This is a genomic window from Pseudomonas sp. UBA6699 (assembly GCF_002454615.1).
GTDB classification, from domain to species: domain Bacteria; phylum Pseudomonadota; class Gammaproteobacteria; order Pseudomonadales; family Pseudomonadaceae; genus Aquipseudomonas; species Aquipseudomonas juntendi.
Window position 1 is genome coordinate 48,892 of the sequence record NZ_DKJF01000101.1, and the last position, 24,253, is coordinate 73,144.

A 24,253-nucleotide genomic window follows, 5' to 3' on the forward strand; every position below is an offset into this window, starting at 1 on the left:
CAAAGCGGCCCCAAATTACTTAATGGGCTGGTATCAGGCCGGCACAGCCTCAGCAGCAGCCTCCCGCTCCCAAACCCGATGCCCCTCTACCGCCTTGACGAAGGCATCCATCACTTTCTGGTCATCCCCCACCAGCAGGCCCTTGTCCTCCTTGAGCCCCAGGCCGCTGACCAGGTCTTTGGTCAGCACCATCGCCTTGAGGTGCTTATAGCCTTCCAGCAGGAAGTGCTTGGCCAGGCCGCTGGCCGCCAGCGCATCGGTTGAGGCCTTGCCCGCCGGTACCACAACCCCGTCGAACATGACCGACGGCATTCCTTCCATCGAGGCATCCACCGGTAGCTGTTTGCCGTCGGCCGCCTTCACCGGCGCCGACGTCGGCCCCAGCAGCATGGGCCGTGCACTGTGGGCCTCCAGCGCTTTCACCAGTTTGTCGACACTGGCCGCGTCCACGCCGTCGGCCACCAGAACTGCAATCTTGCGGCCTTTGATGCCTACCGAACCAGGGTGGTTCATTTGGCTCAACGCCTTGGACTGCGCCAGCTTGCCGCCTTTCACCTGGACCGTACCCTGCTTGGGTGCGGGCAGCCCCAGATTAGCCGCGACAGCCGCCGCCAGTTTCAGGTCGATATTGGCAAGAATTTCATTCACTTCCCGCTGGCGAATGCTTTCACGCTCCACCTTGCCCAGCTCGAAGCTGTAGGCCTTGATGATGTGCTGTTGCTCGGTAGGGCTCATGCTCTGGAAGAACAGCCGCGCCTGGGAGAAGTGGTCGCCAAACGAATCGCTGCGCTGGCGGATCTTGTGCGCATCGATGCGCTCCTGGTAGCTCTCGAAGCCGCCATCCTGCGCAGCAGGTGGGGTTTCCTTCGGCCAGCCGCCATCGATGGAGTTGGGCTCATACGAAGCACGGCCCTTGTCGATGGTCATGCGGTGCATGGCATCGCGCTGGCCACTGTGATTGGGCGCCATCGGCCGGTTGATCGGGATTTCATGGAAATTCGGCCCACCCAGGCGGCTGATCTGCGTATCGGTGTACGAGAACAGCCGGCCCTGCAGCAGCGGATCGTTGGTGAAGTCGATACCGGGCACGATATGCCCCGGGCAGAACGCCACCTGCTCGGTTTCGGCGAAGAAGTTGTCCGGGTTGCGGTTGAGCACCATCTTGCCCAGCAGCGTCACGGGCACCAACTCTTCAGGGATGAGCTTGGTAGGGTCGAGCAGGTCGAAGTCGAACTTGTGCTCGTCTGCCTCGGGCACGATCTGCACGCCCAATTCCCACTCTGGGTAGTCACCGGTCTCGATGGCTTCCCACAGGTCGCGGCGGTGGTAGTCGGTGTCTTTGCCGGCCAGTTTCTGCGCTTCGTCCCACAGCACCGAATGCACGCCCTGGCGCGGCTTCCAGTGGAACTTGACGAAGCTGGCCACGCCTTCGGCGTTGATCAGGCGGAAGGTGTGTACACCAAAGCCTTCCATCATGCGCAGGCTACGGGGAATGGCGCGGTCGGACATCGCCCAGATCACCATGTGCGCCGATTCGGGCACCAGCGAAACGAAATCCCAGAACGTGTCATGGGCCGAGCCACCGGTCGGCATTTCGTTGTGCGGCTCAGGCTTCACGGCATGCACGAAATCCGGGAACTTGATCGCGTCCTGGATGAAGAAAACCGGCATGTTGTTGCCAACCAGGTCGAAATTGCCTTCATCGGTGTAGAACTTCACGGCAAAGCCGCGCACATCACGCACCGTGTCACCCGAGCCGCGTGGCCCCTGTACAGTGGAAAAGCGCACGAACACCGGGGTGATCTTTTCCGGGTCTTGCAGGAAACCCGCCTTGGTCAGTTCGGCATGGCAGCCATAGCTCTGAAAATACCCGTGCGCCCCGGTACCGCGGGCGTGCACGATACGCTCCGGGATACGCTCATGGTCGAAATGGGTGATCTTCTCGCGCATGATGAAGTCTTCAAGCAGCGAAGGCCCGCGCGCACCCGCCTTCAGGCTGTTCTGGTTATCGGCGATCTTCACCCCTTGGTTGGTGCGCAACGCCTGGCCGGTAGCATCGCTACGGAACGGCTCCAGGCTCTGCAGCTTGGCATTGGTGTTGGCCCGGTCGGGGGTCTGGGTGCCGGCGGCCTCACTGTGCTTGGGCGCGTCCGTTTTCTTGCTGGGCATGGGTCGGCTCTCCTCGTCAGTCTTCAGGCATGCCCGTTCGGGCTTGTTCTGGTAGTGACTGGAGGGGAGCGGCGAGCGTTCAATCAGGTTTACCGATTGTCGCCATATACCCGAAGGATTGGTGCCTGACGAAATAAATGCTAAGAACAGCCAGGGGAAAAGGCTAAAATGCGCCACCCCAGCTAACCGCTGACCCAAATTCCATGCGCCCCACAAGGTTCGCTACGTGATCGAGTTCCAACAGGTACACAAGACCTACCGCGTTGCCGGTAGGGAAATCCCCGCATTGAATCCGACCAGCCTGACCATCGAAGATGGCCAGGTGTTCGGCCTTATCGGCCACTCCGGCGCCGGCAAGAGCACCATGCTGCGTTTGATCAACCGCCTTGAAGAGCCTTCCGGCGGCAAGATCATCGTCGATGGCGAAGACGTTACCGCGTTCAACGCCAGCCAGCTGCGCGGCTTCCGCCAGCAGGTCGGGATGATTTTCCAGCACTTCAACCTGCTGGCTTCCAAAACCGTCGCCGACAACGTGGCACTGCCACTGACCCTGGCCGGCGAGCTGTCGCGCAGCGAAATCGACAAGCGCGTCACCGAACTGCTGGCCCGCGTCGGGCTCTCGGACCACGCCAAAAAGTACCCGGCGCAGTTGTCGGGTGGCCAGAAGCAGCGCGTCGGTATCGCCCGCGCCCTGTCTACCAACCCCAAGATCCTGCTGTGCGACGAGGCCACCAGCGCCCTCGACCCGCAAACCACGGCTTCGGTCCTGCAATTGCTCGCCGAAATCAACCGTGAGCTGAAGCTGACCATCGTGCTGATCACCCACGAAATGGACGTGATCCGCCGGGTCTGCGACCGCGTGGCGGTGATGGATGCAGGGCAGATCGTCGAGCAGGGCTCGGTGGCCGAGGTATTCCTGCACCCGCAGCACGCCACCACCAAGCGCTTCGTCCAGGAAGACGAGCAGGTCGACGAAGGCGAGCAACGCGACGATTTCGCCCACGTCCCGGGCCGCATCGTGCGCCTGACCTTCCAGGGCGATGCCACCTACGCACCGCTGCTGGGCATCGTGGCCCGTGAAACCGGTGTGGACTACAGCATCCTTGCGGGGCGTATCGACCGCATCAAGGATATCCCCTATGGCCAGCTCACCCTCGCCCTGATCGGCGGTGACATGGAAGCGGCGTTCGCCCATTTCAAGGCAGCTGACGTACATATGGAGGTACTGCGTTGATGGACGCCCTGAATTTCTTTGCCAACGTCGACTGGGCCGAAATCTGGCTGGCCACCGTCGATACCATGATCATGCTGTTCGGCTCGCTGTTCTTCACCGTGCTGCTCGGCTTGCCCTTGGGCGTGCTGCTGTTCCTCTGCGGCCCGAAGCAGATGTTCGAACAGAAGGGCGTGTATGCGCTGCTGTCGCTGGTGGTGAACATTCTGCGCTCGCTGCCGTTCATCATCCTGCTGATCGTGATGATCCCGATCACGGTGCTGATCACCGGCACCTCGCTGGGTGTCGCCGGCGCCATTCCGCCGTTGGTGGTGGGTGCTACGCCGTTCTTCGCACGGCTGGTGGAAACTGCCCTGCGGGAAGTGGACCGCGGCATCATCGAGGCGACCCAGTCGATGGGCGCCACCACCCGCCAGATCATCACCAGCGCGCTGCTGCCTGAGGCCCGTCCGGGTATCTTCGCGGCCATCACCGTCACCGCCATCACCCTGGTTTCGTACACCGCCATGGCCGGTGTAGTCGGTGCCGGTGGCCTCGGCGACCTGGCGATCCGCTTCGGTTACCAGCGTTTCCAGACCGACGTGATGGTGGTCACCGTGGTGCTGCTGCTGGTATTGGTGCAAGTGCTGCAAAGCGTGGGCGACAAACTGGTCGTACATTTTTCCCGTAAGTAACCCCAATGGGGTCGGCCTGGCCGACCCGTTCGGGGGCCGTCGCGGCCCTCACAAGGAGTGATCAATGAAGAAGCTGCTTGCTGTTGTCGCCGCTGTCGCGGCCTTCTCGGCCAATGCTGCCGAAACCCTGACCGTCGCCGCTACCCCGGTGCCACACGCCGAAATCCTCAACTTCGTCAAACCGGCGCTGGCCAAAGAGGGCGTGGAACTGAAGGTCAAGGAGTTCACCGACTACATTCAGCCGAACGTGCAGGTGGCGGAAAAGCGCCTGGACGCCAACTTCTTCCAGCACCAGCCGTACCTGGATGAATTCAACAAGGCCAAGGGCACCGACCTGGTAAGCGTGGTAGGCGTGCACATCGAGCCACTGGGCGTGTACTCGACCAAGATCAAGAAACTGGACGAACTGCCTTCCGGGGCTACCGTGGTCATCCCGAATGATGCCACCAACGGCGGCCGCGCCCTGTTGCTGCTGGACAAGGCCGGCGTGATCAAGCTCAAGGACAACAAGAACATCCTGTCGACTGTGAAGGACGTGGCCGAGAACCCGAAGAACATCAAGTTCCGTGAACTGGAAGCCGCCACCATCCCGCGCGTGCTGACCCAGGTAGACGCGGCCCTGATCAACACCAACTACGCGCTGGAAGCCAAGCTGAACCCCGAGAAAGATGCCCTGGCCATCGAAGGCAGCGATTCGCCCTACGTGAACATCCTGGTTGCCCGCCCGGACAACAAGGACTCGGACGCGATGAAAAAGCTGGCAACGGCGCTGCACTCGCCTGAGGTGAAGCAGTTCATTACCGAGAAGTACAAAGGCGCTGTGGTTCCGGCGTTTTAAGCCTCGCAATCGCGCTGGCTTCTTCGCGGGCATGCCCGCTCCCACAGGGACATCGCTAGCCTCAGGCCTTGTGATATCCCTGTGGGAGCGGGCGTGCCCGCGAAGCTTTCAATACCCCATCAATCCCGTTTGACCAACCCAGGCAACTGCGCCACCAGCTTCTGGTTGTTGAACGGCGCGCGAATGAACCCACGCTGACGCCCGTCCGGCCCGACCACCGCCAGGTTGCCGCTGTGGTCCACGGTGTAGCCCGGCTTGCTGGTATCTGCCGGAATGAATGGAATGCTCAGGGCATTGGCCAGCTTCTGGGTATCTTCGATCGACCCCGCCACCCCAATGAAGTCCTTGTCGAAATAAGCCAGGTACTGCTTCAGCTGGTTCGGCGTGTCGCGGTTCGGGTCGACGCTCACCAACACCACCTGCAACCGGTCGACAGCATCCTTGGGCAGCTCGCTCTTCACCTGGCGCAATTGGGCCAGGGTGGTCGGGCAGATGTCCGGGCAGTAGGTGTAGCCAAAGAACAGCAGCGACCACTTGCCTTTGAGTTCATCCAGCTGCACCGGCTGGCCATCCTGGTTGGTCATGGTTACATCTGCCACGGCGCGGCTTTGCGGCAACAGGATGATACCGGCATCGATCAGCTCGGCAGGGTTTGGCTGGTCGCGACCCTTGAGCACTTTGTTGACGGTAAGGCCCATGATCAGCGCGACCAGGGCAACGAGGACAAAGACGGTTTTCTGGGTTCGGGTCATAGGTTCAGCAACAGGTAGTGGTCGAGAAGCAACGCGATGAACAGCGCGAACAGGTACACGATAGAGTACTTGAAGGTGCCGATCGCTGCGTGCGGCCGGCTGCCACGGTACAACACCCAGGCCCATCGCAGGAAGCGCAGGCCCAGGGCCAGGGCACAGGCCAGGTACAGCGGGCCGCTCATGTGGATGGCATAGGGCAACAGGCTCACCGCCAGCAATATCAGGGTGTACAGCAGGATGTGCAGCTTGGTGTAGCGCTCACCGTGGGTCACCGGCAGCATCGGAATGTCGGCCTTGGCGTATTCCTCCCTGCGGTGGATGGCCAGGGCCCAGAAGTGTGGTGGGGTCCAGGCGAAGATGATCAGCACCAGCAGCAACGGCTCGGCACTGACCTGGCCGCTGACCGCGACCCAGCCCAGAAGGGGTGGGGCAGCGCCGGCCAGGCCGCCAATCACGATATTCTGCGGCGTGGCACGCTTTAGAAAACCGGTGTAGAGCACCGCATAGCCAAGCAGCGAGGCCAGGGTCAGCCAGGCAGTGAGGGCATTGGTGAAAATCAGCAACAGGGCCATGCCCAGCAGCGCCAGCGCCAGGGCAAACAGCAACGCCGGCAAGGGCTCGACACGGCCTTGGGCCAGCGGCCGCTTGCGGGTACGCGCCATCAGCGCATCGATGCGCCGGTCGACCACATGGTTGACCACTGCCGCGCCACCCGCGCACAGGCCGATACCCAGGTTGCCGAACACCAACACACTCCAGCCCACCCCCGCACGGGTGGCAAGGAACATGCCCGCCAACGAGGTGATCAACATCAGCACGACCACCTTGGGCTTGGTCAACTCCAGGTAATCGCGCCAACTGGCCCGTCGGGTGCTCAGAAGCGTCGCCACGACTCGTTCCTCATGTGATGGGAAATGCCAACGCCGGTCACTGGCCGCAAGCGCCAGCCTTGGCCGACACCCACGCGTACCTTGTCGACCACCCGAATGCGGTAGTTCACCAGCACCATGCACAGCAACAGCAAAGCCCCACCGGCGTTGTGCGCAACCGCTATGGCCAGCGGCAGGTGCAGCAGCACATTGCTGATGCCCAGGCCCACCTGCACGGCCAGCGCCAGCAACACCAGGCGCGCCAGGCCGCCAAGGCCACAGCGCTGCAGTTTCCAGCTGAGCATCAGCAGCACGCAGGTGACCACCAGCGCGCCCAGCCGGTGGCTGACATGGATGGCCGTACGCGCATCACTGTCCAGCTGCCCCCCCAGGTAGTTGGGGCCAACGTGCTGGGTCAGGTGGAAACCATTGCTGAAGTCCGCCGCCGGCCACCACTGACCATGGCAGGTGGGCAGGTCGATGCAGGCAACCGCTGCGTAGTTGGCACTGACCCAGCCACCCAGGGCGATCTGCCCGATCACCACCAGCAAGGCCAGCGCAGCGACCCGCCGCAGGCTGAGCGGCAATTTGGGCAACGGCGCAAAGGCCCGCGAAAGCCGCAGGGTTAACAGGAACAGCAGGCTCAACGTGGTAAAGCCGCCCAGCAAGTGGGCCGTGACGACCTGCGGCCAAAGCTTCAGGGTGACCGTCCACATGCCGAACGCCGCCTGGGCCAGCACCACACCCAGCAACAGCACAGGCAGGCGATAGGGTTGCCCGTCGCTGTGGTGCCGGCGCACTGCCTGCAAGGCGAGCAAGGCGATGACCACTGCAAGGCTGCCCGCGAAGTAACGATGAACCATTTCGGCCCAACCCTTGGCCGCCTCTACCGGGTGTTCGGGAAAGTGCAGTTCGGCATGGGCCAGCTGCGCTTCGCTTTTGGGTACGCTGATGAAACCGTAGCAACCGGGCCAGTCGGGGCAACCGAGGCCGGCGTGGGTCAGGCGGGTATAGGCACCGAGCAGGACGACCAGCAGTGCCAGCAGGGTGGCGCACACAGCAAGGCGGAATCCGGGTCTGGCCATGGCAAGCTCCTAGCCGATATTGGACAGCTTGAGCAGATGGCGCAGGTCATCCAGCACATGCTTGCCGTTGACCTTGGCGCCGTAGCGCAGCACCAGGTTGCCGTGCGGATCGACGATCCACAGCTGCGGGGCAACCTCGCCGACCTGCTTGAGGTAGCGCGGCGCATCCAGCGGGTAGCGTTGCAATTGCGGGTATTCGCGCCCGAGCAGGGCCTGGTAGTCGGCGCTCAGCGGCTGGGCGGCGGCCAGCGCATGGCTGGCCCGGCTGGCATCACGGCCCAGGCCGACCTGGATCTGCCGGGCCAGGTACACCAGCCGCTGGCATTCCTCGGCACAGGCCTGCGGCGCGCTGACCAGCAACTGCCAGCGCCCGTCCTCGCCAGCCACACCCAGGTCGGCACGGCTCTCACCGTTGCCGATCATGGCGCCGTGGTAACTGCGGCCCTCCGGTACCCAGAAGTTGAGTTTGTACATGCTGGTGGCCAGGACCATCGGGCCCAGCACCACCAGAAGAATCAGCAACAGCTGCAAACGCCCGCGGGCTTTGGGTTTGCTACGTTCAGGCACGTCCAGTGGAGTGGCGGTGGCCATGGCTTTTCTCCTTGTTTTGGCGCCAGCCGAAATAGAGGTAGAGCAGCACCAGGGCGATCGCCAGGGCAAACCACTGCACGGCGTAACCCATGTGTTTTTCCGGCCCCATGGCCACGATGGGCCAGCCCAGGCGGTAGCTTGCCGGGCCAGGTTCCAGGCGCAGTTCGTGGGCGAACCCCTCACGCCCGAGCTGCGCCCACAGTTGTGCCGCGTCGATGGCGGTCAACAGGTGCGGCCACTGGCCGCCGACTGGGTCCGGGTGCAGCTGGAACGTGTTGCCGGGTACCACATACACCGAGGCGTCGAGGGCCAAGGCCTGGGCGGGGGTATCGAAGTGCACCGGTACGCGGCGGTCCGGCCAGGGAAGCCAGCCGCGATTGACCAGCAGCCACAGGCCGCTGGCCTGGTCGTGGAAGGGTTGCAGCAATTCGACACCGGCCTGACCGTCGCGCATGCGGTTGTCCAGCAGCACGCTGTGCTCGGCGTCGAAGCGGCCGTACAGGTGCACGCGGCGCATGGCGTTGTCTTCGTTGCCATTCAACTGGCTGGTCGCCAGCGGCGCTTCGATACGTCGCTCGGCGTAGCTGGCCAGCAATGCGCGCTTTTCCTCGGCCCGGCCGAGTTGCCAGCAGCCAAGCGCGATCAGCCCCGGTAGCAGTGCAAGTACCACCAAGGTGGGTACCCAACCTGGGCGAAACGGCCTCACGGGCGCCTCGCTATACTTATCCACATCACCGCACCCCCCGGGAGTAGCGCCATGCTCAAGGCCGCGATTGTCCTGATGCTGTTGGCCACGATCGCCAGTCTGTTCAGTGGCCTGGTGTTTCTGGTCAAAGATGATGAAAACTCGACCCGCCTGCTGAAAGCGCTGACGGTGCGGGTGACCCTGGCGGCGCTGACCATAGGGCTGGTCGCCTGGGGCTTCATCAGTGGTCAGCTCGTATCTCACGCCCCTTTCTGACGTTTTCACCTCGCCCTGTGGGAGCGGGCATGCCCGCGAATGCGATGTTGAATGCACCGGCGCATTCGCGGGCGCGCCCGCTCCCACAGGGTTCGCTAGTCACAGCACATACACAAAGATGAAAAGCCCCACCCACACCACATCCACGAAGTGCCAGTACCAGCTGGCCGCTTCGAAGCCGAAGTGTTTCTGCGGGTTGAAGTGGCCACGCAGAATACGCACGAACATCACAATGAGGATGATCGTGCCCAAGGTCACGTGCGCGCCGTGGAAACCCGTGAGCATGAAGAACGTAGCGCCATAGATGCCCGAGCCCAGCGTCAGCCCCAGCTTGGTATAGGCCTCGTGGTACTCGAAGGCCTGCAGCGCGATGAAGCTGATGCCCAACACGATGGTCAGCGCCATCCAGCCTTTCAGCGCCCCGCGGTGGTCGCGGCGCAACGCATGGTGGGCCAGGGTGATGGTCACGCTGGAGCTGACCAGCAACAGGGTATTGATCAGCGGCAGGTGCCACGGGTCGATCACTTCCTTGGGCGGCGGGAACAGCTTCGGATCCGGCGTGTGCAACAGCGGCCAGGTGAACTCGAAGCCGGGCCAGAGCATATGGGCAACACCCTTGGCCCCTTCGCCACCCAGCCACGGCCCCGCCAGCACGCGCACGTAGAACAGCGCGCCGAAGAAGGCCAGGAAAAACATCACTTCCGAGAAGATGAACCAGCTCATGCCCCAGCGGAAAGAGCGGTCCAGCTGCGCGCTGTAGAGCCCTGCACGGCTTTCCTTGACCACCGCCCCGAACCAGCCGAACAACATGTAGGCCAGAAACAGAGCACCCACGAAGAAAATCAACGGCCCGTGCGACTCCGGGTGCCCGGCCTTCATGTCGTTGAACCAGGTACCCAGGCCGAACACGCTGATGAACATGCCGAGGGTAGCGATGATCGGCCACTTGCTCTGCGCCGGAACATAGTAATGCTCATGACTTGCCATTGCTGTTCTCCTTCCCTTAACGGGCGCCCTGGACGGCCTGGGCCGCAACTTGAGCGACCGGCGGGTGGCGAGCGGTGATGTCGAACAAGGTGTAGGCCAGCGTCAGGTGCTTCACGCTGGCCGGCAGGTCGCGGTCGACGATGAAGCGCACCGGCATTTCGATGCGTTGGCCGGGTTGCAGCACCTGCTGCGTAAAGCAGAAGCACTCGGTCTTGTGGAAGTACGCCGCGGCTTCGGCGGGGGTGATGCTGGGTATCGCCTGGGCACTCATCGGCCGGTCGGTCGGGTTATGGGCAATGAAGATCATCTGGTTGACCGCACCGGGGTGGACCTCCAGCTGATCGGCGCTGGAGTAGAAGTCCCAGACCATGTCGCTGGCGTTGGTCGACATGAACTGCACCCGCACCGACCGCGAGGGGTCACTGACCTGGCTGCCCTCGTACTGCCCGCCGGTCTTCCCATTGATGCCGAAGGCCTTGCACATCACGTCGTAGATCGGCACCAGGGCAAAGCCGAAGGCGAACATCACCACCGTCAGCATCAGCAGGCGCGTTACCAGGCGCTTCAGCGAAAGGCCTGTCATGGCGGCGCTCCTACTTCACTTCCGGCGGTGTCTGGAAGGTGTGGTAGGGCGCAGGCGAGGGGATGGACCACTCCAGGCCTTCGGCGCCGTCCCAGGGTTTGGCCGGCGCAGGGGTGCCGCCACGGATGCACTTGATGACGATGAACAGGAAGAAGACCTGCGTGGCACCGAACATGAAAGCGCCGATCGAAGACACCATGTTGAAATCGGCGAACTGCAGGTTGTAGTCGGGTATGCGCCGCGGCATACCGGCCAGCCCCACGAAATGCATGGGGAAGAAGGCCAGGTTCATGCCGATGAACGACAGCCAGAAATGCAGCCTGCCGAGGGTTTCGTCATACATGTGGCCGGTCCACTTCGGCAGCCAGTAGTAGGCCGAGGCGAAGATGCCAAAGATCGCCCCCGGCACCAGCACATAGTGGAAGTGCGCCACCACGAAGTAGGTGTCGTGGTACTGGAAGTCGGCCGGTGCAATCGCCAGCATCAGCCCACTGAAGCCGCCGATGGTAAACAGGATGACGAAGGCGATGGCGAACAGCATCGGGGTTTCGAAGGTCAACGAGCCTTCCCACATGGTGCTGACCCAGTTGAACACTTTCACGCCGGTGGGCACCGCAATCAGCATGGTGGCGTACATGAAGAACAGCTCGCCGACCACCGGAATACCGACCACGAACATGTGGTGCGCCCACACGATGAACGACAGGAAGGCGATGGCCCCGGTGGCGTACACCATCGAGGTGTAGCCAAACAGGGGCTTGCGCGAGAATGCCGGGATGATCGAGCTGACCGCGCCAAAGGCGGGCAGGATCATGATGTACACCTCGGGGTGGCCGAAGAACCAGAACACATGCTGGAACAGCACCGGGTCACCACCGCCAGCCGCACTGAAGAAACTGGTGCCGAAGTGGATGTCCATCAACATCATGGTCACCACCCCTGCCAGCACCGGCATCACTGCAATCAGCAGGAACGCAGTGATCAACCAGGTCCAGACGAACAGTGGCATTTTCATCAAGGTCATGCCGGGGGCACGCAGGTTCAGGATGGTCGCGATCACGTTGATCGCCCCCATGATCGAGCTGACACCCATCAGGTGGATGGCGAAGATGAAGAAGGTGACGCTGGCCGGGGCATAGGTCGTCGACAGCGGGGCGTAGAAGGTCCAGCCGAAATTCGGCCCGCCACCGGGGCTGAACAAGGTTGAAACCAGCAGCAGGAATGCCGCCGGCAACAACCAGAAGCTGAAGTTGTTCATGCGCGGCAGGGCCATGTCCGGCGCGCCGATCATCAGCGGGATCATCCAGTTGGCCAAGCCGACGAAGGCCGGCATTACGGCGCCGAAGACCATGATCAGCCCGTGCATGGTGGTCATCTGGTTGAAAAACGCCGGTTCTACGATCTGCAGCCCCGGCTGGAACAGCTCGGCGCGGATCACCATGGCGAACGAGCCACCCAACAGGAACATGAGGAAGGCGAACCACAGGTACAGGGTGCCGATATCCTTGTGGTTGGTGGTCAGCACCCAGCGCATCAGGCCCTTGGCCGGGCCGTGCGCATGGTCATGGCCGTGGGCGTGGTCGTCGATCACTGCACTCATGTCCTGTCTCCTGCAATCCACTGATTGCCGCGAGTAACCCGGTTCACTTGGCTTCTGCCTGCTTCAGCGCCAGCACGTCCTTCGGCGTGACCATGTCGCCCTTGTTGTTGCCCCAGGCGTTGCGTTCGTAGGTCACCACGGCAGCGATATCGACCTCCGACAGTTGCTTGCCGAAGGCGGCCATGGCGGTACCGGGTTTGCCGTGGAAAACGATGCTCAAGTGACCTTCCTTCGGCCCGGTAGCGATCTTCGAGCCTTTCAGCGCCGGGAACATCGGTGGCAGGCCCTGGCCTTCGGCCTGGTGACAGGCCACGCAGGTGGTGTGGTAGACCTTGTCGCCGCGCGCCACCAGCTCGTCCAGGGTCCATTCCTTGCTGGTCAGCTCCTTGAGCTTGGCCGCCTCTGCCTTGCGCTCGCCAAGCCAGGTGTCGTAGTCGGCCTGGGACTTGACCTCGACGACCACGGGCATGAAACCGTGGTCCTTGCCGCACAACTCGGTACACTGGCCGCGGTAGATGCCTGGCTTCTCGATGCGCGTCCAGGCTTCGTTGACGAAGCCGGGAATGGCGTCGCGCTTGACCGCGAAGGCGGGCACCCACCATGAGTGAATTACATCGGCCGCCGTCACCAGGAAGCGCACCTTGGCACCCACCGGCAACACCAGCGGTTGGTCGACTTCCAGCAGGTAGTGCTCGTCTTTGGGCGCCTGGTTGTGAATCTGCTCGGCGGGGGTGGCCAGGTTGCTGAAGAACTCCACGTCCTGGCCCAGGTACTTGTAATGCCACTTCCACTGGTAGCCGGTGACCTGGATGTCGATATCCGACTCGCTGGCGTCATAGATGTCGATCAGGGTCTTGGTGGCCGGTATGGCCATGGCCACAAGGATCAGGAACGGGACCACGGTCCAGAGGATTTCCACCCAGGTATGCTCGTGGAAATGCGCGGCCTGCTGGCCGGTGGAGCGGCGGTGGATGACCATGGACCAGAACATCGCGCCGAACACCACGATGCCGATGACCACGCAGATCCAGAAGATGGTCATGTGCAGATCGAAGACGGCGTTGGAGACTTCCGTCGCCCCCGGGTGCATGTTCACGGTCCAGGCAGCGTTGGCCTGACCCAGAACCGACCACAACAGCAGGCCCATCCAGACAGGTGGATGTCGCATCATTGCGGGTTCCCCTTCTCGTTCTTGTTTTCCCGGAGGCGTGGCCTGCGGCAAGAGGGAACGGCGGTCAAGACTGCCTGGCTTCAACGACCGAGCCCCTGCTAAAAGCAGTCGGGCCTCATCAACGAATCACGTTCACCGGGAGTATAGACAGCGACCAATGCCGCGCAACGAAGGCAATGAAATGAACTTCACGAAACAGCTATATCCCCTGAAAACCGCAGGCTTGAGGAGGTATGGCCAAATAGTGGCCATGCTATATTCCAGGTAACGCAGAAGTTGAACTCATCTATAACAAATTCGTCTTAGGTATGCCGTATACCGAGCTAATTTAGTGTCTTCCGTTTGAAACGTAATGTCCCTGGAGTTGTCATGAACATCGCTGCTGTACGCGAGCAGGTAAGCCAAGCCCATCAACATGAAGGCCAGACTGGCCAATTGAAACAGCGTCTCGAGCTGCAACTGCCCCACCTGCACCCCTCGATCCAACTGCCTGAGCAGGACGCACAGGGTACTTTGGCGCGCTTCGTCAGCGCCTACATCGAACAGGTTCCGGAACTGCTGGAGGCGGCCCATGAAGTCGCCTTTGAGGCCGGCATCGAGTCGCAGATCAAGCCTGTATTGAAAATTGCCGAGGCTTACTTCCTGCAACCACCCGAGGTCATGAACGGGCATGTGGGGCTGGACTGCCTGCTAGATGAGGCGTACCTGGCGCACCGCCTGGTGGAGGAGGTGAATGACTTGTACATCCGTCACTTCCAGCAGCCGCTGATCCCGGTCGACACCACCGTCGCCAACCTGATTGCCCACCAGTTGATCGGCGAAGAATTCGCCAACCAGCTGGATGAAGTGGTGCACCACTCGGTGGATGAGATGCTCAATGACGCAAGCTTTGCGGCTGAGTCGGTGGAAGCCTACCGCGAGACACTGACTAGCCCGGCAACCGGTGAGGCGTGGAAGCGCTGGCCATGCCTGTCGCGTCAGCTGGGTGTCGAGCTGGGCCAGCCGACCTGATACTCCTGTGCCGGCCTCTTCGCGGGTTCACCCGCGAAAAGGCCAGTTCAAGCACTACAGAACTTCTACCTCAGGCCCCCACACCCGCCGTAGTCCGTAACCGCCCCTCGATTCGCCGCTTCAACCGCCGCTGTTCGATCAGCAACCGCGAGCCATTGGCAGCATTGCTGCGCCCCCAGTCCTCCAGCAATTCAAGGCACGAGTGGTCGATATAGCTCAGGTTACCCAGTGGCACATGCAACGTGGTGCCCGCCGGCACGCCATCGAGCACCTGGGTCAATGCCGGTACCTTGAGGAAGGTCGCGGCGCCACTGAGCCGCAATTCCATGTGCCCAGGCTTTGCCAGATCGACCAGGTTGATCTTCAACCGTGCCGCCCTGAATGCCAGCTTCAGCAAGGTCAGGGCAAAGCCGAGCAACACGCCGGTCAGCAGGTCGGTAAAGATGATCGCCAGCGCCGTCGCCGCATAGGTGAACATCGGCATGCGGCCATAACGGCCCAACCCACGGAACGCCTTGAAGTCGACCAGCTTGATCCCCGTGAACACCAGCACACCTGCCAGGCTGGCTACCGGTATCTGCTGCAGCACACTGCTCAACGCCACCACGAAAGCCAGCAGCCACAAGCCATGGAAAATGGCCGAAGCGCGTGTTTGCGCACCTGCCTGCACGTTGGCCGAGCTACGTACGATCACCCCGGTCATCGGCAGTGCACCCAGCACCCCGCAGAGCATGTTGCCAATGCCCTGTGCGGACAGCTCACGGTCGAAGTCCGAACGCTGGCCACTGTGCATGCGGTCGACCGCAGCCGCTGACAGCAAGGTTTCGGCACTGGCAATGAATGCCAGGGCAAAGGCGGCGACGAGCAGGGCAGGGTCGGCCAGTTGCATCAAGTCACCGGGGCGGAGCCAGTCGATGGCTTCGGACAAGTCAGCCGGTACTTCCACGCGGTTCACGGGCAAGGCCAACCACATGCTGATGATGGTCATGCTCGCCACACCCAGCAGGGCGCCTGGCACAAAGCGCAGGCGCTGCGGCCGCAAACGTTCCCAGCCCCACATGATGGCGATGGTGCCCAGGCCCAGCGCACCGGCTATCCAGCCAGCGCCGGCGCTTTCGTGGGGCATGGCCGCAGCGAGGGTCGCCGGGAATTGCACAAGGTTCTGCATACCCGATGGCTGCGGTGCGGTGTCGAACATCACATGCACCTGCGACAGCACGATCAACACACCAATGCCTGCCAGCATGCCGTAGACCACCGCCGGCGCGGTGACGCGGAACCAGCAGCCCAGGCGCAGGCGCCCGGCCAGCAATTGCAGCAAACCGGCCAATAGCAGGATCGGCCCGAGCATGGCCATGCCGTGCTGGCGTACCAACTCGAAGACCAGCACCGCAAGGCCCGCCGCCGGACCACTGACTTGCAACGGCGAACCGGCCAGGAAGCCGACCACGACCCCGCCGATAATGCCGGTAATCAGGCCCTTGGCCGGCGGCATCCCCGAGGCGATGGCAATGCCCATGCACAAGGGCAGGGCCACCAGAAAGACCACCACCGAAGCCAGCAACTCACGCGGCAGGGCCGCTTTCAGCTGTGTAATGTTCACCATGTTTCTCCTTTCATTAGTCACACGGCCATTCCCCTGGCCATGGGCACGTTGGGTCCCCGACAAGCGCGCAGGCGCGGGCCGCCAGCGGGCTCGCCGGCAGGGCAGTCAGGGTATTCAGGGCAGCCGAAGGCCGCGCCACACCCCTACAGGGTGCAGCCGGCTATCAAGGTTCTAACGGCGGACGGGTCGCTTAGTAGCGGCCTCTCGGAGTGGCGCATGGCACCGGTTGGCCTGCGGCCAGGGGCATGAAGCTGTCGCTGGCAGCGTCGTAGGCTTCGATCCTGCTGGTCTCGATGTCGTAGATCCAGCCATGGATGTACAGCTGACCCGCTGCAAGCCCCGAAGCCACCGAAGGGTGGGTGCGCAAGTGGTGCAGCTGGGCGATGACGTTCTCTTTGGTCAGCACTTGCATGCTTTCATGTTCGCTGCCGCACGAGCAGTTGTTCTCGACCACGGTGCGGGCCACTTCGGCGTGGCGCAGCCAGGCGCCAACGGTTGGCATCTTGGTCAGCGATTGCGGGTTGAGTACCGCACGCATCGCGCCACAATCGGAGTGGCCGCAGATGATGATGTGGTGCACTTTAAGTGCCATCACCGCGTACTCGATAGCACTGGAAACGCCACCGTTCATCTGGCCATAAGGCGGTACTACGTTACCTACGTTTCGGGTCACGAACAGGTCGCCTGGCGAACTTTGCGTGATCAGTTCGGGCACGATGCGCGAGTCGGCGCAGGTAATGAACATGGCGCGCGGTGTTTGCGCAGTGGCGAGCTTCTTGAACAGCTCTTGCTGTTCAGGGAAGACGTCATGGTGAAAGCGCAGGAAACCGTCGACGATGTGCTTCAGGGCAGCATCGGCGCTTTCAGCGGGGACCTGCGGTACGACCTTGGATGGGTCCTTGACGGGCATGATTCATCCTCTTGACGGTGTGTAGGTAAATCCATTTTACCGGTTAAAGATTCTGGCTATGCAGGGTTTTAGATGACACGCACAGCCCATAGATCACAGTCGGTGTGGATTGGTTGCCTACGCTAACCGGGAAAACTTAACTGAAACTTAATTCGAGGGCTCTAGAACGGGCGTTCCAGATATAAAAGGCGGGATCTGAATAATAGCAAAAAAACATCAACTGCCAATATGTATTAGCGTAATTATTGGCTGCCATTAGTGAGGCTTTCTGTAGGGCGTGTTTACCCTGGCTATCAGAACAGTGCCATCTGCTCGCCCGGCGGGCAAAAGGCCGAGCAATCCAGCACCTGCGACTCGCGCCCTTCGAACGCCAGGCGCTTCATCGCCTTGGCGAAACGCTGCGCCAGCAACTCGGCAAATACCCCCTCACCCCGCATGCGTGTGCCAAAGCGGCTGTCGTACAGCTCGCCATCGCGGCTCTGGCGGATCAGGCTCAGCACATGCGCAGCGCGCTGTGGGTAATGGTCGTGCAACCACTGCTCGAACAGCGGCGCCACCTCCAGCGGCAGGCGCAGCAGCATGTACGCCGCGCTCTGCGCCCCGGCCGCCTTGGCCGCTTCCAACAGGCGCTCCAGTTCGCTGTCGTTGATCATCGGTATCATCGGCGAGCACAACACGCCCACCGGCACGCCTGCTTCGCGCAGCACACGAATGGCCCGCAACCTCGCCCCTGGTGCTGCCGCCCGGGGCTCGAGCACCCGCTTGAGGTCATCGTCCAGCGTAGTCAGGCTGATCATCACCCGCACCAGGCGCTGGCGGGCCATGTCGGCGAGCAGGTCGAGGTCGCGCAGCACCAGGGCCCCTTTGGTGACGATGGTCACCGGGTGGCGAAAACGCAGCAGTACCTCAAGCAGGCGCCGAGTCAGCAGTTGCTCGCGCTCGATGGGCTGGTACGGGTCAGTGTTGGAGCCCAGGTTGATCGGTGCACACTTATACCCAGGTTTGCTCAACTGCTGCACCAGTACCTCGGCGGCGTTGGTCTTGGCGATCAGCTTGGTTTCGAAGTCCAGGCCTGGGGACAGATCCCAGTAGGCATGGGACGGGCGGGCATAGCAGTAGATACAGCCATGCTCGCAACCGCGGTAGGGGTTGATCGAGCGGTCGAAGGGCAGGTCAGGGGAAGTATTGCGCGCGATGATGGTCTTCGCGGTTTCAGCCCTGACCTCGGTGCCTTGGGTAACGGGCACCTCCTGATACCAGCCATCGTCTTCGAGCACCGACTGGCGTGGTGCAAAACGATTGTGTGGGTTATGGCGGGTACCACGACCGCGAACAGAATCCATGCTGTTAGCCCCTAACTGGTTATGCATACAGTATATTACCAGCAGCGCCTTCACCCTTGTTGTCAGGGAGACAAGTGGCGCCTTGCATACGGCTCCAGCGACATGGGCCTGCCGGCGAATGCGTTGAACGACGCCGTCATCCGGCGCATTCCGCCCTTGGCCAGGATTTCGTCGCGCAGGCGGCGGCCCAGCGCCCGATGATCGGCGTCGGCCGCCTCGAATGCGCTGAACGCGTCAATGGCATGGACCTGCGCCCACTTGTAGCAGTAATAACCCGCTTCATAACCCGTGACCATGTAATCGAACCCTTCGGCAAACCTGTCCTGGGCGAAGGCTTGCGGCAAGCCGACCTGCTGGGTTGCGGCAATCGCCAGTTGCCGAAGGTCGTGGCGGGCGCGATCGTCGCAATGCGCGACGAGATCGAACCAGCACAGCCGCAGTTGCTCGGCTTCCGCCACCGCCTGGAAACGACGCTTGCCAGCGAGCCACTGCTGCATCTGGGGCAATGACACTGGCGGCGCACCCGTTTCCGGCTGCGGCAACGCCAACAGGGCCGGGGCAGACCAGCACCACTGTTCGAGCAAGGTGCCGACGAATTCGCAGGCATCGGCGCCCAGCGCGGAAGTGGCGGTGCGATTGAGGCGCCGGTGCTGGTTGGTGACCAGCAACTGATGCAGGGCATGGCCCGCCTCGTGGAACAGCTTGCAAAGGTCTGCGTGGTCCAAGTTGGGCGTGACTTGCCCAGGCTGCAGCTCGAAACAGCAGGAAAGCAGAACGGCCGGCAACGTCACCACACCGTCGGCCTCCACATGGCGCTGGCGCATGGGATAACTGTACGGCCAGGGCAGCTTGCCTGGGCGTTGGTAGGCATCCAGGTAGATATGCCCCAGGCGGGCATGCCCGTCCATTACCTCCAGTACCTGCACATCGGGGTGCCAACCTGCCACATCGCACGCCACGATACGCACGCCAAGCACCTGTTCATGCAGTTGCCACAGCCCCTGCAGGACGCTGCCCAGGGGGAAACGCTCGCGCAGGCTGGCATCGATCGCCTCGTTGCCTTGCAGCCGCAGCTTTCGGCCAAGGTATGCCACGTCCCACGGGGCAAGCGCCTCGATACCCAATTCGCTACCCAGCACCTGCATCGCCTTCAGCTCCTCCTGCAGGCGCGCGCTGTTCTGCTGGATCAAGGCGTTGATGAAGGCCTCGACCTGCGAGGTGTCACGCGAGTCCTTGGCTTCAAGGCTCAACTGCGCCGCGTTGGCCAGGCCCAACAGCCGCGCGCGCTCATGACGCAGCCGCAACAGCGCCTGCAGCACCGGGCCATTGTCCATGGCGTAGTTGCCACCCAGGTCGCAAGCCAGCTGCCGTGAGGCCTGATAAACCTCTTTACGCAAATCACGCGCGTCGGCCCACTCAAGGACCACTTGCACCGTGCGCTCGTCAAGGTCGAGCAGCCAACCCGCCTGGCCCTGCGCCGCAGCCTTGACTGCCAGCCGATCACGCTCAACGCCTGGCAGGCCGGCCAGGCGCGCCTCGTGCGGCACCAGGCAAGTCCAGGCCTCACGTGCCTGGATCAGGTTACTCATGAATTGCTGCTCAAGCCCGACGATCGCCTGCTCGGTGGTGTGCAGTTGCTTGCGCGCGCCAGCGCCCAAACCATGGCCGGCGTGGCGGAACGCCCTGAGGATCAGTTTGAGCACAGCCTGGCGCTCGTCATCCAGCTGCGCGGGATCGAGGCGCTGGTAGGCTTCATACAACCTTGAGTGCTCGTGCTTGTATCGCGCCCAGTCGAGCAGCAACTGATTACAAGCATCGACCTCCACAGCCCATGCCTGGCTTTCGTACACCAACGGCACGAGCATGTGCAGCAGGTCTTCCAGCCGCTGGTCAAGCTGCTCGACTGCCAGCACCAAGCTATCCCAACCTGGCGCCGGGCCGCTGTGTTCGATGATCTGTTCGAGCGCCGCGACATTGGCGTCGCGAATGAACAAGAAGGCGGGTTGGAGCTGCTCGGGCCGTAGCGACGGGTAGTCGAGCAAGCCATGGGCAATTCGAGCAAGGCCGTGGTTCACGAAGCACCTCAGGGGCAAGTCAGGGGCCGACACTGTAGCCAGCCCCCTGTTACGCCGCAGAAGCTCTATGTAACGCCCTGTACCCTTACTCTGCGGGTTTCTTCAACTTCGGATTAGGGAAGAACTGCACCGTCTGTACCTTGGCCGCAGGGGGTTTCGGTTCGAGGTGGTTGACCCGTGTCCCCAGCTCCTTGGGTACCGACAAGCCCTGTTCGTTGAGCGTATCGGTAAAGCCGCAGGCCACGCACTCACGGTGCGGTACGTCGTCTTCGCTCCACATCATCAGTTTGTCGGGCTGGCTGCATGCCGGGCATACAGCCCCGGCAATAAAGCGCTTCTTGGTCTTGTTCACGGCTACCTCACTCATGCCGCAGCGGCCTCGGCCAAGCCACTGTGGCGCAGCAATGCATCAATGGAAGGCTCACGGCCACGGAAGTCGACGAACAGTTCCATGGGCTCGCGCGAGCCGCCACGCGCCAGGATCGCTTCGCGGAAGGCTCGGCCGGTTTCGGCATTCAGCACGCCTTCTTCCTCGAAGCGCGAGAAAGCGTCGGCCGACAGCACTTCAGCCCACTTGTAGCTGTAGTAACCCGCTGCGTAACCGCCGGCAAAGATGTGCGCAAAGCTGTTGGGGAAACGGTTGTACGCCGGCGGGCGCATGACCGAGACTTCATCGCGTACGCCTTCGAGCACCTGCAGCACGCTACGCCCGTCACCATGGCTGGCATGCAGTTCGAAGTCGAACAGCGAGAACTCCAGTTGGCGCACCATCATCATGCCCGACTGGAAGTTCTTCGCCGCCAGCATCTTGTCCAGCAGGTCCTGTGGCAGGGCCGCACCGGTTTCATAATGCCCCGAGATCAGCGCCAGGCCTTCCGGCTCCCAGCACCAGTTTTCCATGAACTGGCTAGGCAGCTCGACAGCATCCCAGGCCACGCCATTGATGCCGGAAACCCCGGCATGCTCGATGCGCGTCAGCATGTGGTGCAGGCCGTGGCCAAATTCGTGGAACAGCGTGGTGACCTCATCATGTGTCAGCAGCGCCGGCTTGCCAGGCGCAGCCGGGGTGAAGTTGCACACCAGGTTGGCCACCGGGCTTTGCAACTGGCCGCTGGCGGTGCGGCGCCGGTCACGGGCGCCGTCCATCCAGGCACCCCCGCGCTTGTTGGCGCGGGCATACAGGTCGAAGAAGAAGCGCCCGACATGCTGGCCATTTTCCTTGATTTCGAACAGGCGGACATCCGGGTGCCAGCTGTCGAAGCCCTTCAACTCGGCGATTTCGATGCCATACAGGCGCTGCACGATGCTGAACAGGCCGCTAAGTACCTTGTCGATCGGGAAGTAGGCGCGCAGGGCCTCCTGCGACACGCTGTAGCGCTGTTCGCGCAGCTTCTCGCCATAGTACCCGGCGTCCCAACTGGCCAGCTCTGGGCAGCCTTGCTCGGCGGCATAGGCCTTGAGCTGCTGCAGGTCCTGGGCGGCGAACGGCTTGGAGCGTTGAGCCAGGTCGCGCAGGAAGCTCAGTACCTGGTCGCTGGACTCGGCCATCTTGGTCGCCAGGCTCAGCTCGGCGTAGTTCTTGTAGCCCAGCAGCTCGGCCAGTTCCTGACGCAGGTCGAGGATTTGCTCCATCACCGGCCCGTTGTCGTGCTGGCCAGCGTTCGGGCCCTGGTCCGAAGCGCGGGTGCAGTAGGCCGCGTAGACCTCTTCGCGCAGGGCGCGGTCGCTGGCGTAGGTCATCACGGCGTAGTAGCTGGGGAATTCCAGGGTGATCAGCCAGCCGTCGAGGCCCTTTGCCTGCGCTGCAGCGGCCATTTGCGCCTTGGCCGAATCGGTCAGGCCAGCCAGTGCGGCCTCGTCGGTCACATGCTTGGTCCAGGCCTGGGTGGCGTCCAGCAGCTGGTTGGAGAAGCGGCTGCCCAGCTCACTGAGCTTGCTTTGCACATCGGCATAGCGCTGCTGCTTGTCCGCTGGCAGGTCGATACCCGACAGACGGAAGTCACGCAGGGCATGTTCGAGTATGGTTTTTTGCGCCACATCGAGACCGGCGGCCTCCGGGCCGCTGATCAGCGCCTGGTAGGCTTCGAACAACGCACGGTTCTGGCCCAGTTCGGTAGAGTAGGCGCTAAGCGCTGGCAGGCACGACTCGTAAGCCTCGCGCAATTCAGCGCTGTTGCACACCGCGTTGAGGTGGCTGACCGGGCTCCAGGCCGCACCCAGGCGGTCGTTCAGTTCGTCCATGGCCAGCACCAGGCCGGCCCAGGTAGGGTTGCTGCCCTGCTTTTCGAGGATCTCGGCAATGGCTTTACGGTTGTCGGCCAGGATCGCTTCGATCGCCGGCAACACGTGTTCGGCACGGATTTGCGAGAAGGGCGGCAGATCGTAGGACTGCAGAAGCGGGTTGTTCGCACTCACGGTTCGGATACCTTGGCAGAAGAAACACTGCCCCATCTTAATTACAATCGACGCCGACCGCAGCAGGCAGCCTGCCTATCGACACAGATGAGAGACGCTATCATGGCCATTCGCAGCTTCCAGCAACACACTCCGAAAGTGGGGCCCAGGGCATTCGTCGACCGTTCGGCGGTGGTGCTGGGCGACGTTGAAATCGGCGAAGACAGCTCGGTCTGGCCACTGACCGTGGTGCGCGGCGACATGCACCGCATCCGGATTGGTGCGCGCACCAGCGTGCAGGACGGCAGCGTGCTGCATATCACCCACGCCGGCCCGTTCAACCCGGACGGCTTCGCGCTGATCATCGGCGACGAAGTGACCATCGGTCACAAGGTGATGCTGCATGGCTGCACGTTGGGTAACCGCATTCTGGTCGGCATGGGCAGCACGGTCATGGACGGTGCGATCGTGGAGGATGAAGTGATCATTGGCGCCGGCAGCCTGGTGCCGCCAGGCAAACGCCTGATCAGCGGCTACCTGTACATGGGCAGCCCGGTGAAACAGGCGCGGCTGCTCAATGACCAGGAGCGGGCGTTTTTCGCCTACAGCGCCAGCAACTATGTGAAGCTCAAGGACCAGCACCTGGCCGAAGGCTTCGATCAACCTGAATGAGCGCATTCGCGTGGAACCTTGTACATGCACCAGCAAAACATCCTGTTCGACCTCGACGGCACCCTGACCGACCCACGCCTGGGCATCACCCGCTCTATCCAGTATGCCTTGGCAAAGCTGGGCATCGATGAGCCAGACCTGGCCCGCCTCGAGCACTTCATCGGCCCCCCTTTGTTGCAGGCGTTCATGCAGTTCTATGGTTTCGACGAAGCCAAGGCGTGGGAGGCGGTGAACTTCTACCGCGAGCGCTTCCGCGTGACCGGGCTGTACGAAAACCAGGTGTTCGCCGGCGTGCCGGAGCTGCTCCAAGCCCTGAACAGCCAGGGCCGCACGCTGTATATCGCCACCTCTAAACCGTGGGAATTTGCCCGCGAAATTGCTCGGCACTTCGCCTTCGACCACCACTTCAAGGTGATCTACGGCAGCGAACTGGACGGCACGCGCACCAACAAGGTTGAGCTGATTCGCCATTTGCTGGACGAAGAAGGGCTGGACCCGGCGCAGACGCTGATGATCGGTGACCGCAAGCATGACCTGATCGGCGCGCGCAGCAATGGCTTGCAGGCCGTGGCGGTGGGCTATGGGTTTGGTAGCCGGGAGGAGTTGATGGCCGAAGCACCGGCTTTCCACTTCGCCACGCTGGCCGAGATGCATGAGGCATTTATCAAGGCCTGAGGGCCCTCGGGGCTGCTTTGCAGCCCATGCGGTCACTGTGGGAGATTCTATGGTTC

General features: G+C 62.3%; 23 protein-coding genes. 7 read left to right on the forward strand and 16 right to left on the reverse strand.

Annotated elements, in window-relative coordinates:
* Positions 1–33: 33 nt before the first annotated feature.
* Positions 34–2,346, reverse strand: a complete 2,313-nt coding sequence (gene katE, locus B3361_RS19735; RefSeq protein WP_225624731.1) for a catalase HPII — start codon at positions 2,344–2,346, stop codon at positions 34–36.
* Positions 2,347–2,395: 49 nt separating this feature from the next.
* Between katE and B3361_RS19740 the strand changes: the two genes are divergently transcribed.
* The 3 genes from B3361_RS19740 (at position 2,396) to B3361_RS19750 (ending at position 4,912) form a co-directional block, all read left to right on the forward strand.
* Positions 2,396–3,403 (forward strand): methionine ABC transporter ATP-binding protein, encoded by a 1,008-nt coding sequence (locus B3361_RS19740; protein ID WP_054904496.1) that lies wholly within the window; start codon positions 2,396–2,398, stop codon positions 3,401–3,403.
* Positions 3,403–4,074, forward strand: a complete 672-nt coding sequence (locus B3361_RS19745; protein ID WP_009683598.1) for a methionine ABC transporter permease — start codon at positions 3,403–3,405, stop codon at positions 4,072–4,074. Before B3361_RS19740 ends, B3361_RS19745 begins: the two co-directional genes overlap by 1 nt.
* Before the next feature lie 64 nt (positions 4,075–4,138).
* Positions 4,139–4,912 (forward strand): MetQ/NlpA family ABC transporter substrate-binding protein, encoded by a 774-nt coding sequence (locus B3361_RS19750; protein WP_009683599.1) that lies wholly within the window; start codon positions 4,139–4,141, stop codon positions 4,910–4,912.
* A 119-nt stretch (positions 4,913–5,031) separates the two neighbouring features.
* On the opposite strand, the gene B3361_RS19755 is transcribed toward B3361_RS19750, so the two are convergent.
* From B3361_RS19755 to B3361_RS19775, 5 genes are read right to left on the reverse strand one after another with little or no spacing between them, the layout of a single operon-like run.
* The gene (locus B3361_RS19755; RefSeq protein ID WP_054904495.1) at positions 5,032–5,664 is read right to left on the reverse strand and encodes an SCO family protein; all 633 of its coding nucleotides are present in this window, start codon (positions 5,662–5,664) and stop codon (positions 5,032–5,034) included.
* Positions 5,661–6,554, reverse strand: a complete 894-nt coding sequence (gene cyoE, locus B3361_RS19760; RefSeq protein WP_054904494.1) for a heme o synthase — start codon at positions 6,552–6,554, stop codon at positions 5,661–5,663. The genes B3361_RS19755 and cyoE overlap by 4 nt, the downstream gene beginning before the upstream one ends.
* Positions 6,539–7,618, reverse strand: a complete 1,080-nt coding sequence (locus tag B3361_RS19765) for a COX15/CtaA family protein (RefSeq protein WP_009683602.1) — start codon at positions 7,616–7,618, stop codon at positions 6,539–6,541. Before B3361_RS19765 ends, cyoE begins: the two co-directional genes overlap by 16 nt.
* A gap of 9 nt (positions 7,619–7,627) precedes the next feature.
* Positions 7,628–8,209, reverse strand: a complete 582-nt coding sequence (locus B3361_RS19770) for a hypothetical protein (protein WP_009683603.1) — start codon at positions 8,207–8,209, stop codon at positions 7,628–7,630.
* The gene (locus tag B3361_RS19775) at positions 8,178–8,915 is read right to left on the reverse strand and encodes an SURF1 family protein (protein ID WP_033690521.1); all 738 of its coding nucleotides are present in this window, start codon (positions 8,913–8,915) and stop codon (positions 8,178–8,180) included. The genes B3361_RS19770 and B3361_RS19775 overlap by 32 nt, the downstream gene beginning before the upstream one ends.
* Positions 8,916–8,966: 51 nt before the next feature.
* Here B3361_RS19775 and B3361_RS19780 point away from each other — a divergent pair, with 51 nt between their 5' ends.
* Entirely contained in the window at positions 8,967–9,170 is a 204-nt protein-coding gene (locus B3361_RS19780) for a twin transmembrane helix small protein (protein WP_003258925.1), read from the forward strand.
* A gap of 99 nt (positions 9,171–9,269) precedes the next feature.
* Here B3361_RS19780 and B3361_RS19785 read toward each other — a convergent pair whose 3' ends face one another.
* The 4 genes from B3361_RS19785 to coxB are packed head-to-tail and all read right to left on the reverse strand — an operon-like array spanning position 9,270 to position 13,511.
* Positions 9,270–10,157, reverse strand: a complete 888-nt coding sequence (locus B3361_RS19785) for a cytochrome c oxidase subunit 3 (RefSeq protein ID WP_029886292.1) — start codon at positions 10,155–10,157, stop codon at positions 9,270–9,272.
* Between the two features lie 16 nt (positions 10,158–10,173).
* Positions 10,174–10,740, reverse strand: a complete 567-nt coding sequence (locus tag B3361_RS19790) for a cytochrome c oxidase assembly protein (protein WP_029886291.1) — start codon at positions 10,738–10,740, stop codon at positions 10,174–10,176.
* A gap of 10 nt (positions 10,741–10,750) precedes the next feature.
* Positions 10,751–12,340, reverse strand: a complete 1,590-nt coding sequence (gene ctaD / locus B3361_RS19795) for a cytochrome c oxidase subunit I (protein ID WP_054904493.1) — start codon at positions 12,338–12,340, stop codon at positions 10,751–10,753.
* Between the two features lie 43 nt (positions 12,341–12,383).
* Complete coding sequence (coxB, locus tag B3361_RS19800) at positions 12,384–13,511, reverse strand: cytochrome c oxidase subunit II (RefSeq protein ID WP_054911457.1); 1,128 nt, start codon at positions 13,509–13,511, stop codon at positions 12,384–12,386.
* A gap of 369 nt (positions 13,512–13,880) precedes the next feature.
* On the opposite strand from coxB, the gene B3361_RS19805 reads away from it, so the two are divergent.
* Positions 13,881–14,522, forward strand: a complete 642-nt coding sequence (locus B3361_RS19805) for a hypothetical protein (RefSeq protein ID WP_054904491.1) — start codon at positions 13,881–13,883, stop codon at positions 14,520–14,522.
* A 70-nt stretch (positions 14,523–14,592) separates the two neighbouring features.
* Here B3361_RS19805 and B3361_RS19810 read toward each other — a convergent pair whose 3' ends face one another.
* From B3361_RS19810 to prlC, 6 genes are all read right to left on the reverse strand, one after another.
* Positions 14,593–16,128: a SulP family inorganic anion transporter gene (locus B3361_RS19810; protein ID WP_220466497.1), complete on the reverse strand. Its 1,536-nt coding sequence runs from the start codon at positions 16,126–16,128 to the stop codon at positions 14,593–14,595.
* A gap of 190 nt (positions 16,129–16,318) precedes the next feature.
* On the reverse strand, positions 16,319–17,038 hold the full coding sequence (locus B3361_RS19815; RefSeq protein WP_009683612.1) for a carbonic anhydrase: 720 nt from the start codon (positions 17,036–17,038) through the stop codon (positions 16,319–16,321).
* A gap of 293 nt (positions 17,039–17,331) precedes the next feature.
* The gene (locus B3361_RS19820) at positions 17,332–18,381 is read right to left on the reverse strand and encodes a PA0069 family radical SAM protein (protein WP_054904490.1); all 1,050 of its coding nucleotides are present in this window, start codon (positions 18,379–18,381) and stop codon (positions 17,332–17,334) included.
* Between the two features lie 62 nt (positions 18,382–18,443).
* Positions 18,444–20,456 (reverse strand): M3 family metallopeptidase, encoded by a 2,013-nt coding sequence (locus B3361_RS19825; protein WP_247722015.1) that lies wholly within the window; start codon positions 20,454–20,456, stop codon positions 18,444–18,446.
* A gap of 85 nt (positions 20,457–20,541) precedes the next feature.
* A complete protein-coding gene (locus B3361_RS19830; RefSeq protein WP_054904489.1) occupies positions 20,542–20,823 on the reverse strand; it encodes a YheV family putative zinc ribbon protein in 282 nt (93 codons plus the stop codon).
* The gene (prlC, locus tag B3361_RS19835) at positions 20,820–22,871 is read right to left on the reverse strand and encodes an oligopeptidase A (protein WP_054904488.1); all 2,052 of its coding nucleotides are present in this window, start codon (positions 22,869–22,871) and stop codon (positions 20,820–20,822) included. Before prlC ends, B3361_RS19830 begins: the two co-directional genes overlap by 4 nt.
* Before the next feature lie 102 nt (positions 22,872–22,973).
* Between prlC and B3361_RS19840 the strand changes: the two genes are divergently transcribed.
* Both B3361_RS19840 and B3361_RS19845 read left to right on the forward strand, forming a co-directional pair.
* Complete coding sequence (locus B3361_RS19840; RefSeq protein ID WP_054904487.1) at positions 22,974–23,522, forward strand: gamma carbonic anhydrase family protein; 549 nt, start codon at positions 22,974–22,976, stop codon at positions 23,520–23,522.
* 24 nt (positions 23,523–23,546) lie between these two features.
* Positions 23,547–24,197: an HAD family hydrolase gene (locus B3361_RS19845; RefSeq protein ID WP_286920329.1), complete on the forward strand. Its 651-nt coding sequence runs from the start codon at positions 23,547–23,549 to the stop codon at positions 24,195–24,197.
* Positions 24,198–24,253: the final 56 nt, after the last annotated feature.

Coding starts and splice junctions, on each gene's coding strand:
- B3361_RS19745 (WP_009683598.1), top strand. CDS start 3,403: ATGGACGCCCTGAATTTCTTTGCCAACGTCGACTGGGCCGAAATCTGG.
- B3361_RS19815 (WP_009683612.1), bottom strand. CDS start 17,038: ATGCCCGTCAAGGACCCATCCAAGGTCGTACCGCAGGTCCCCGCTGAA.
- B3361_RS19785 (WP_029886292.1), bottom strand. CDS start 10,157: ATGGCAAGTCATGAGCATTACTATGTTCCGGCGCAGAGCAAGTGGCCG.
- B3361_RS19845 (WP_286920329.1), top strand. CDS start 23,547: ATGCACCAGCAAAACATCCTGTTCGACCTCGACGGCACCCTGACCGAC.
- B3361_RS19770 (WP_009683603.1), bottom strand. CDS start 8,209: ATGGCCACCGCCACTCCACTGGACGTGCCTGAACGTAGCAAACCCAAA.
- ctaD (WP_054904493.1), bottom strand. CDS start 12,340: ATGAGTGCAGTGATCGACGACCACGCCCACGGCCATGACCATGCGCAC.
- B3361_RS19780 (WP_003258925.1), top strand. CDS start 8,967: ATGCTCAAGGCCGCGATTGTCCTGATGCTGTTGGCCACGATCGCCAGT.
- B3361_RS19755 (WP_054904495.1), bottom strand. CDS start 5,664: ATGACCCGAACCCAGAAAACCGTCTTTGTCCTCGTTGCCCTGGTCGCG.
- B3361_RS19765 (WP_009683602.1), bottom strand. CDS start 7,618: ATGGCCAGACCCGGATTCCGCCTTGCTGTGTGCGCCACCCTGCTGGCA.
- B3361_RS19840 (WP_054904487.1), top strand. CDS start 22,974: ATGGCCATTCGCAGCTTCCAGCAACACACTCCGAAAGTGGGGCCCAGG.
- B3361_RS19810 (WP_220466497.1), bottom strand. CDS start 16,128: ATGGTGAACATTACACAGCTGAAAGCGGCCCTGCCGCGTGAGTTGCTG.
- B3361_RS19820 (WP_054904490.1), bottom strand. CDS start 18,381: ATGGATTCTGTTCGCGGTCGTGGTACCCGCCATAACCCACACAATCGT.
- B3361_RS19805 (WP_054904491.1), top strand. CDS start 13,881: ATGAACATCGCTGCTGTACGCGAGCAGGTAAGCCAAGCCCATCAACAT.
- B3361_RS19830 (WP_054904489.1), bottom strand. CDS start 20,823: ATGAGTGAGGTAGCCGTGAACAAGACCAAGAAGCGCTTTATTGCCGGG.
- coxB (WP_054911457.1), bottom strand. CDS start 13,511: ATGATGCGACATCCACCTGTCTGGATGGGCCTGCTGTTGTGGTCGGTT.
- B3361_RS19790 (WP_029886291.1), bottom strand. CDS start 10,740: ATGACAGGCCTTTCGCTGAAGCGCCTGGTAACGCGCCTGCTGATGCTG.
- B3361_RS19750 (WP_009683599.1), top strand. CDS start 4,139: ATGAAGAAGCTGCTTGCTGTTGTCGCCGCTGTCGCGGCCTTCTCGGCC.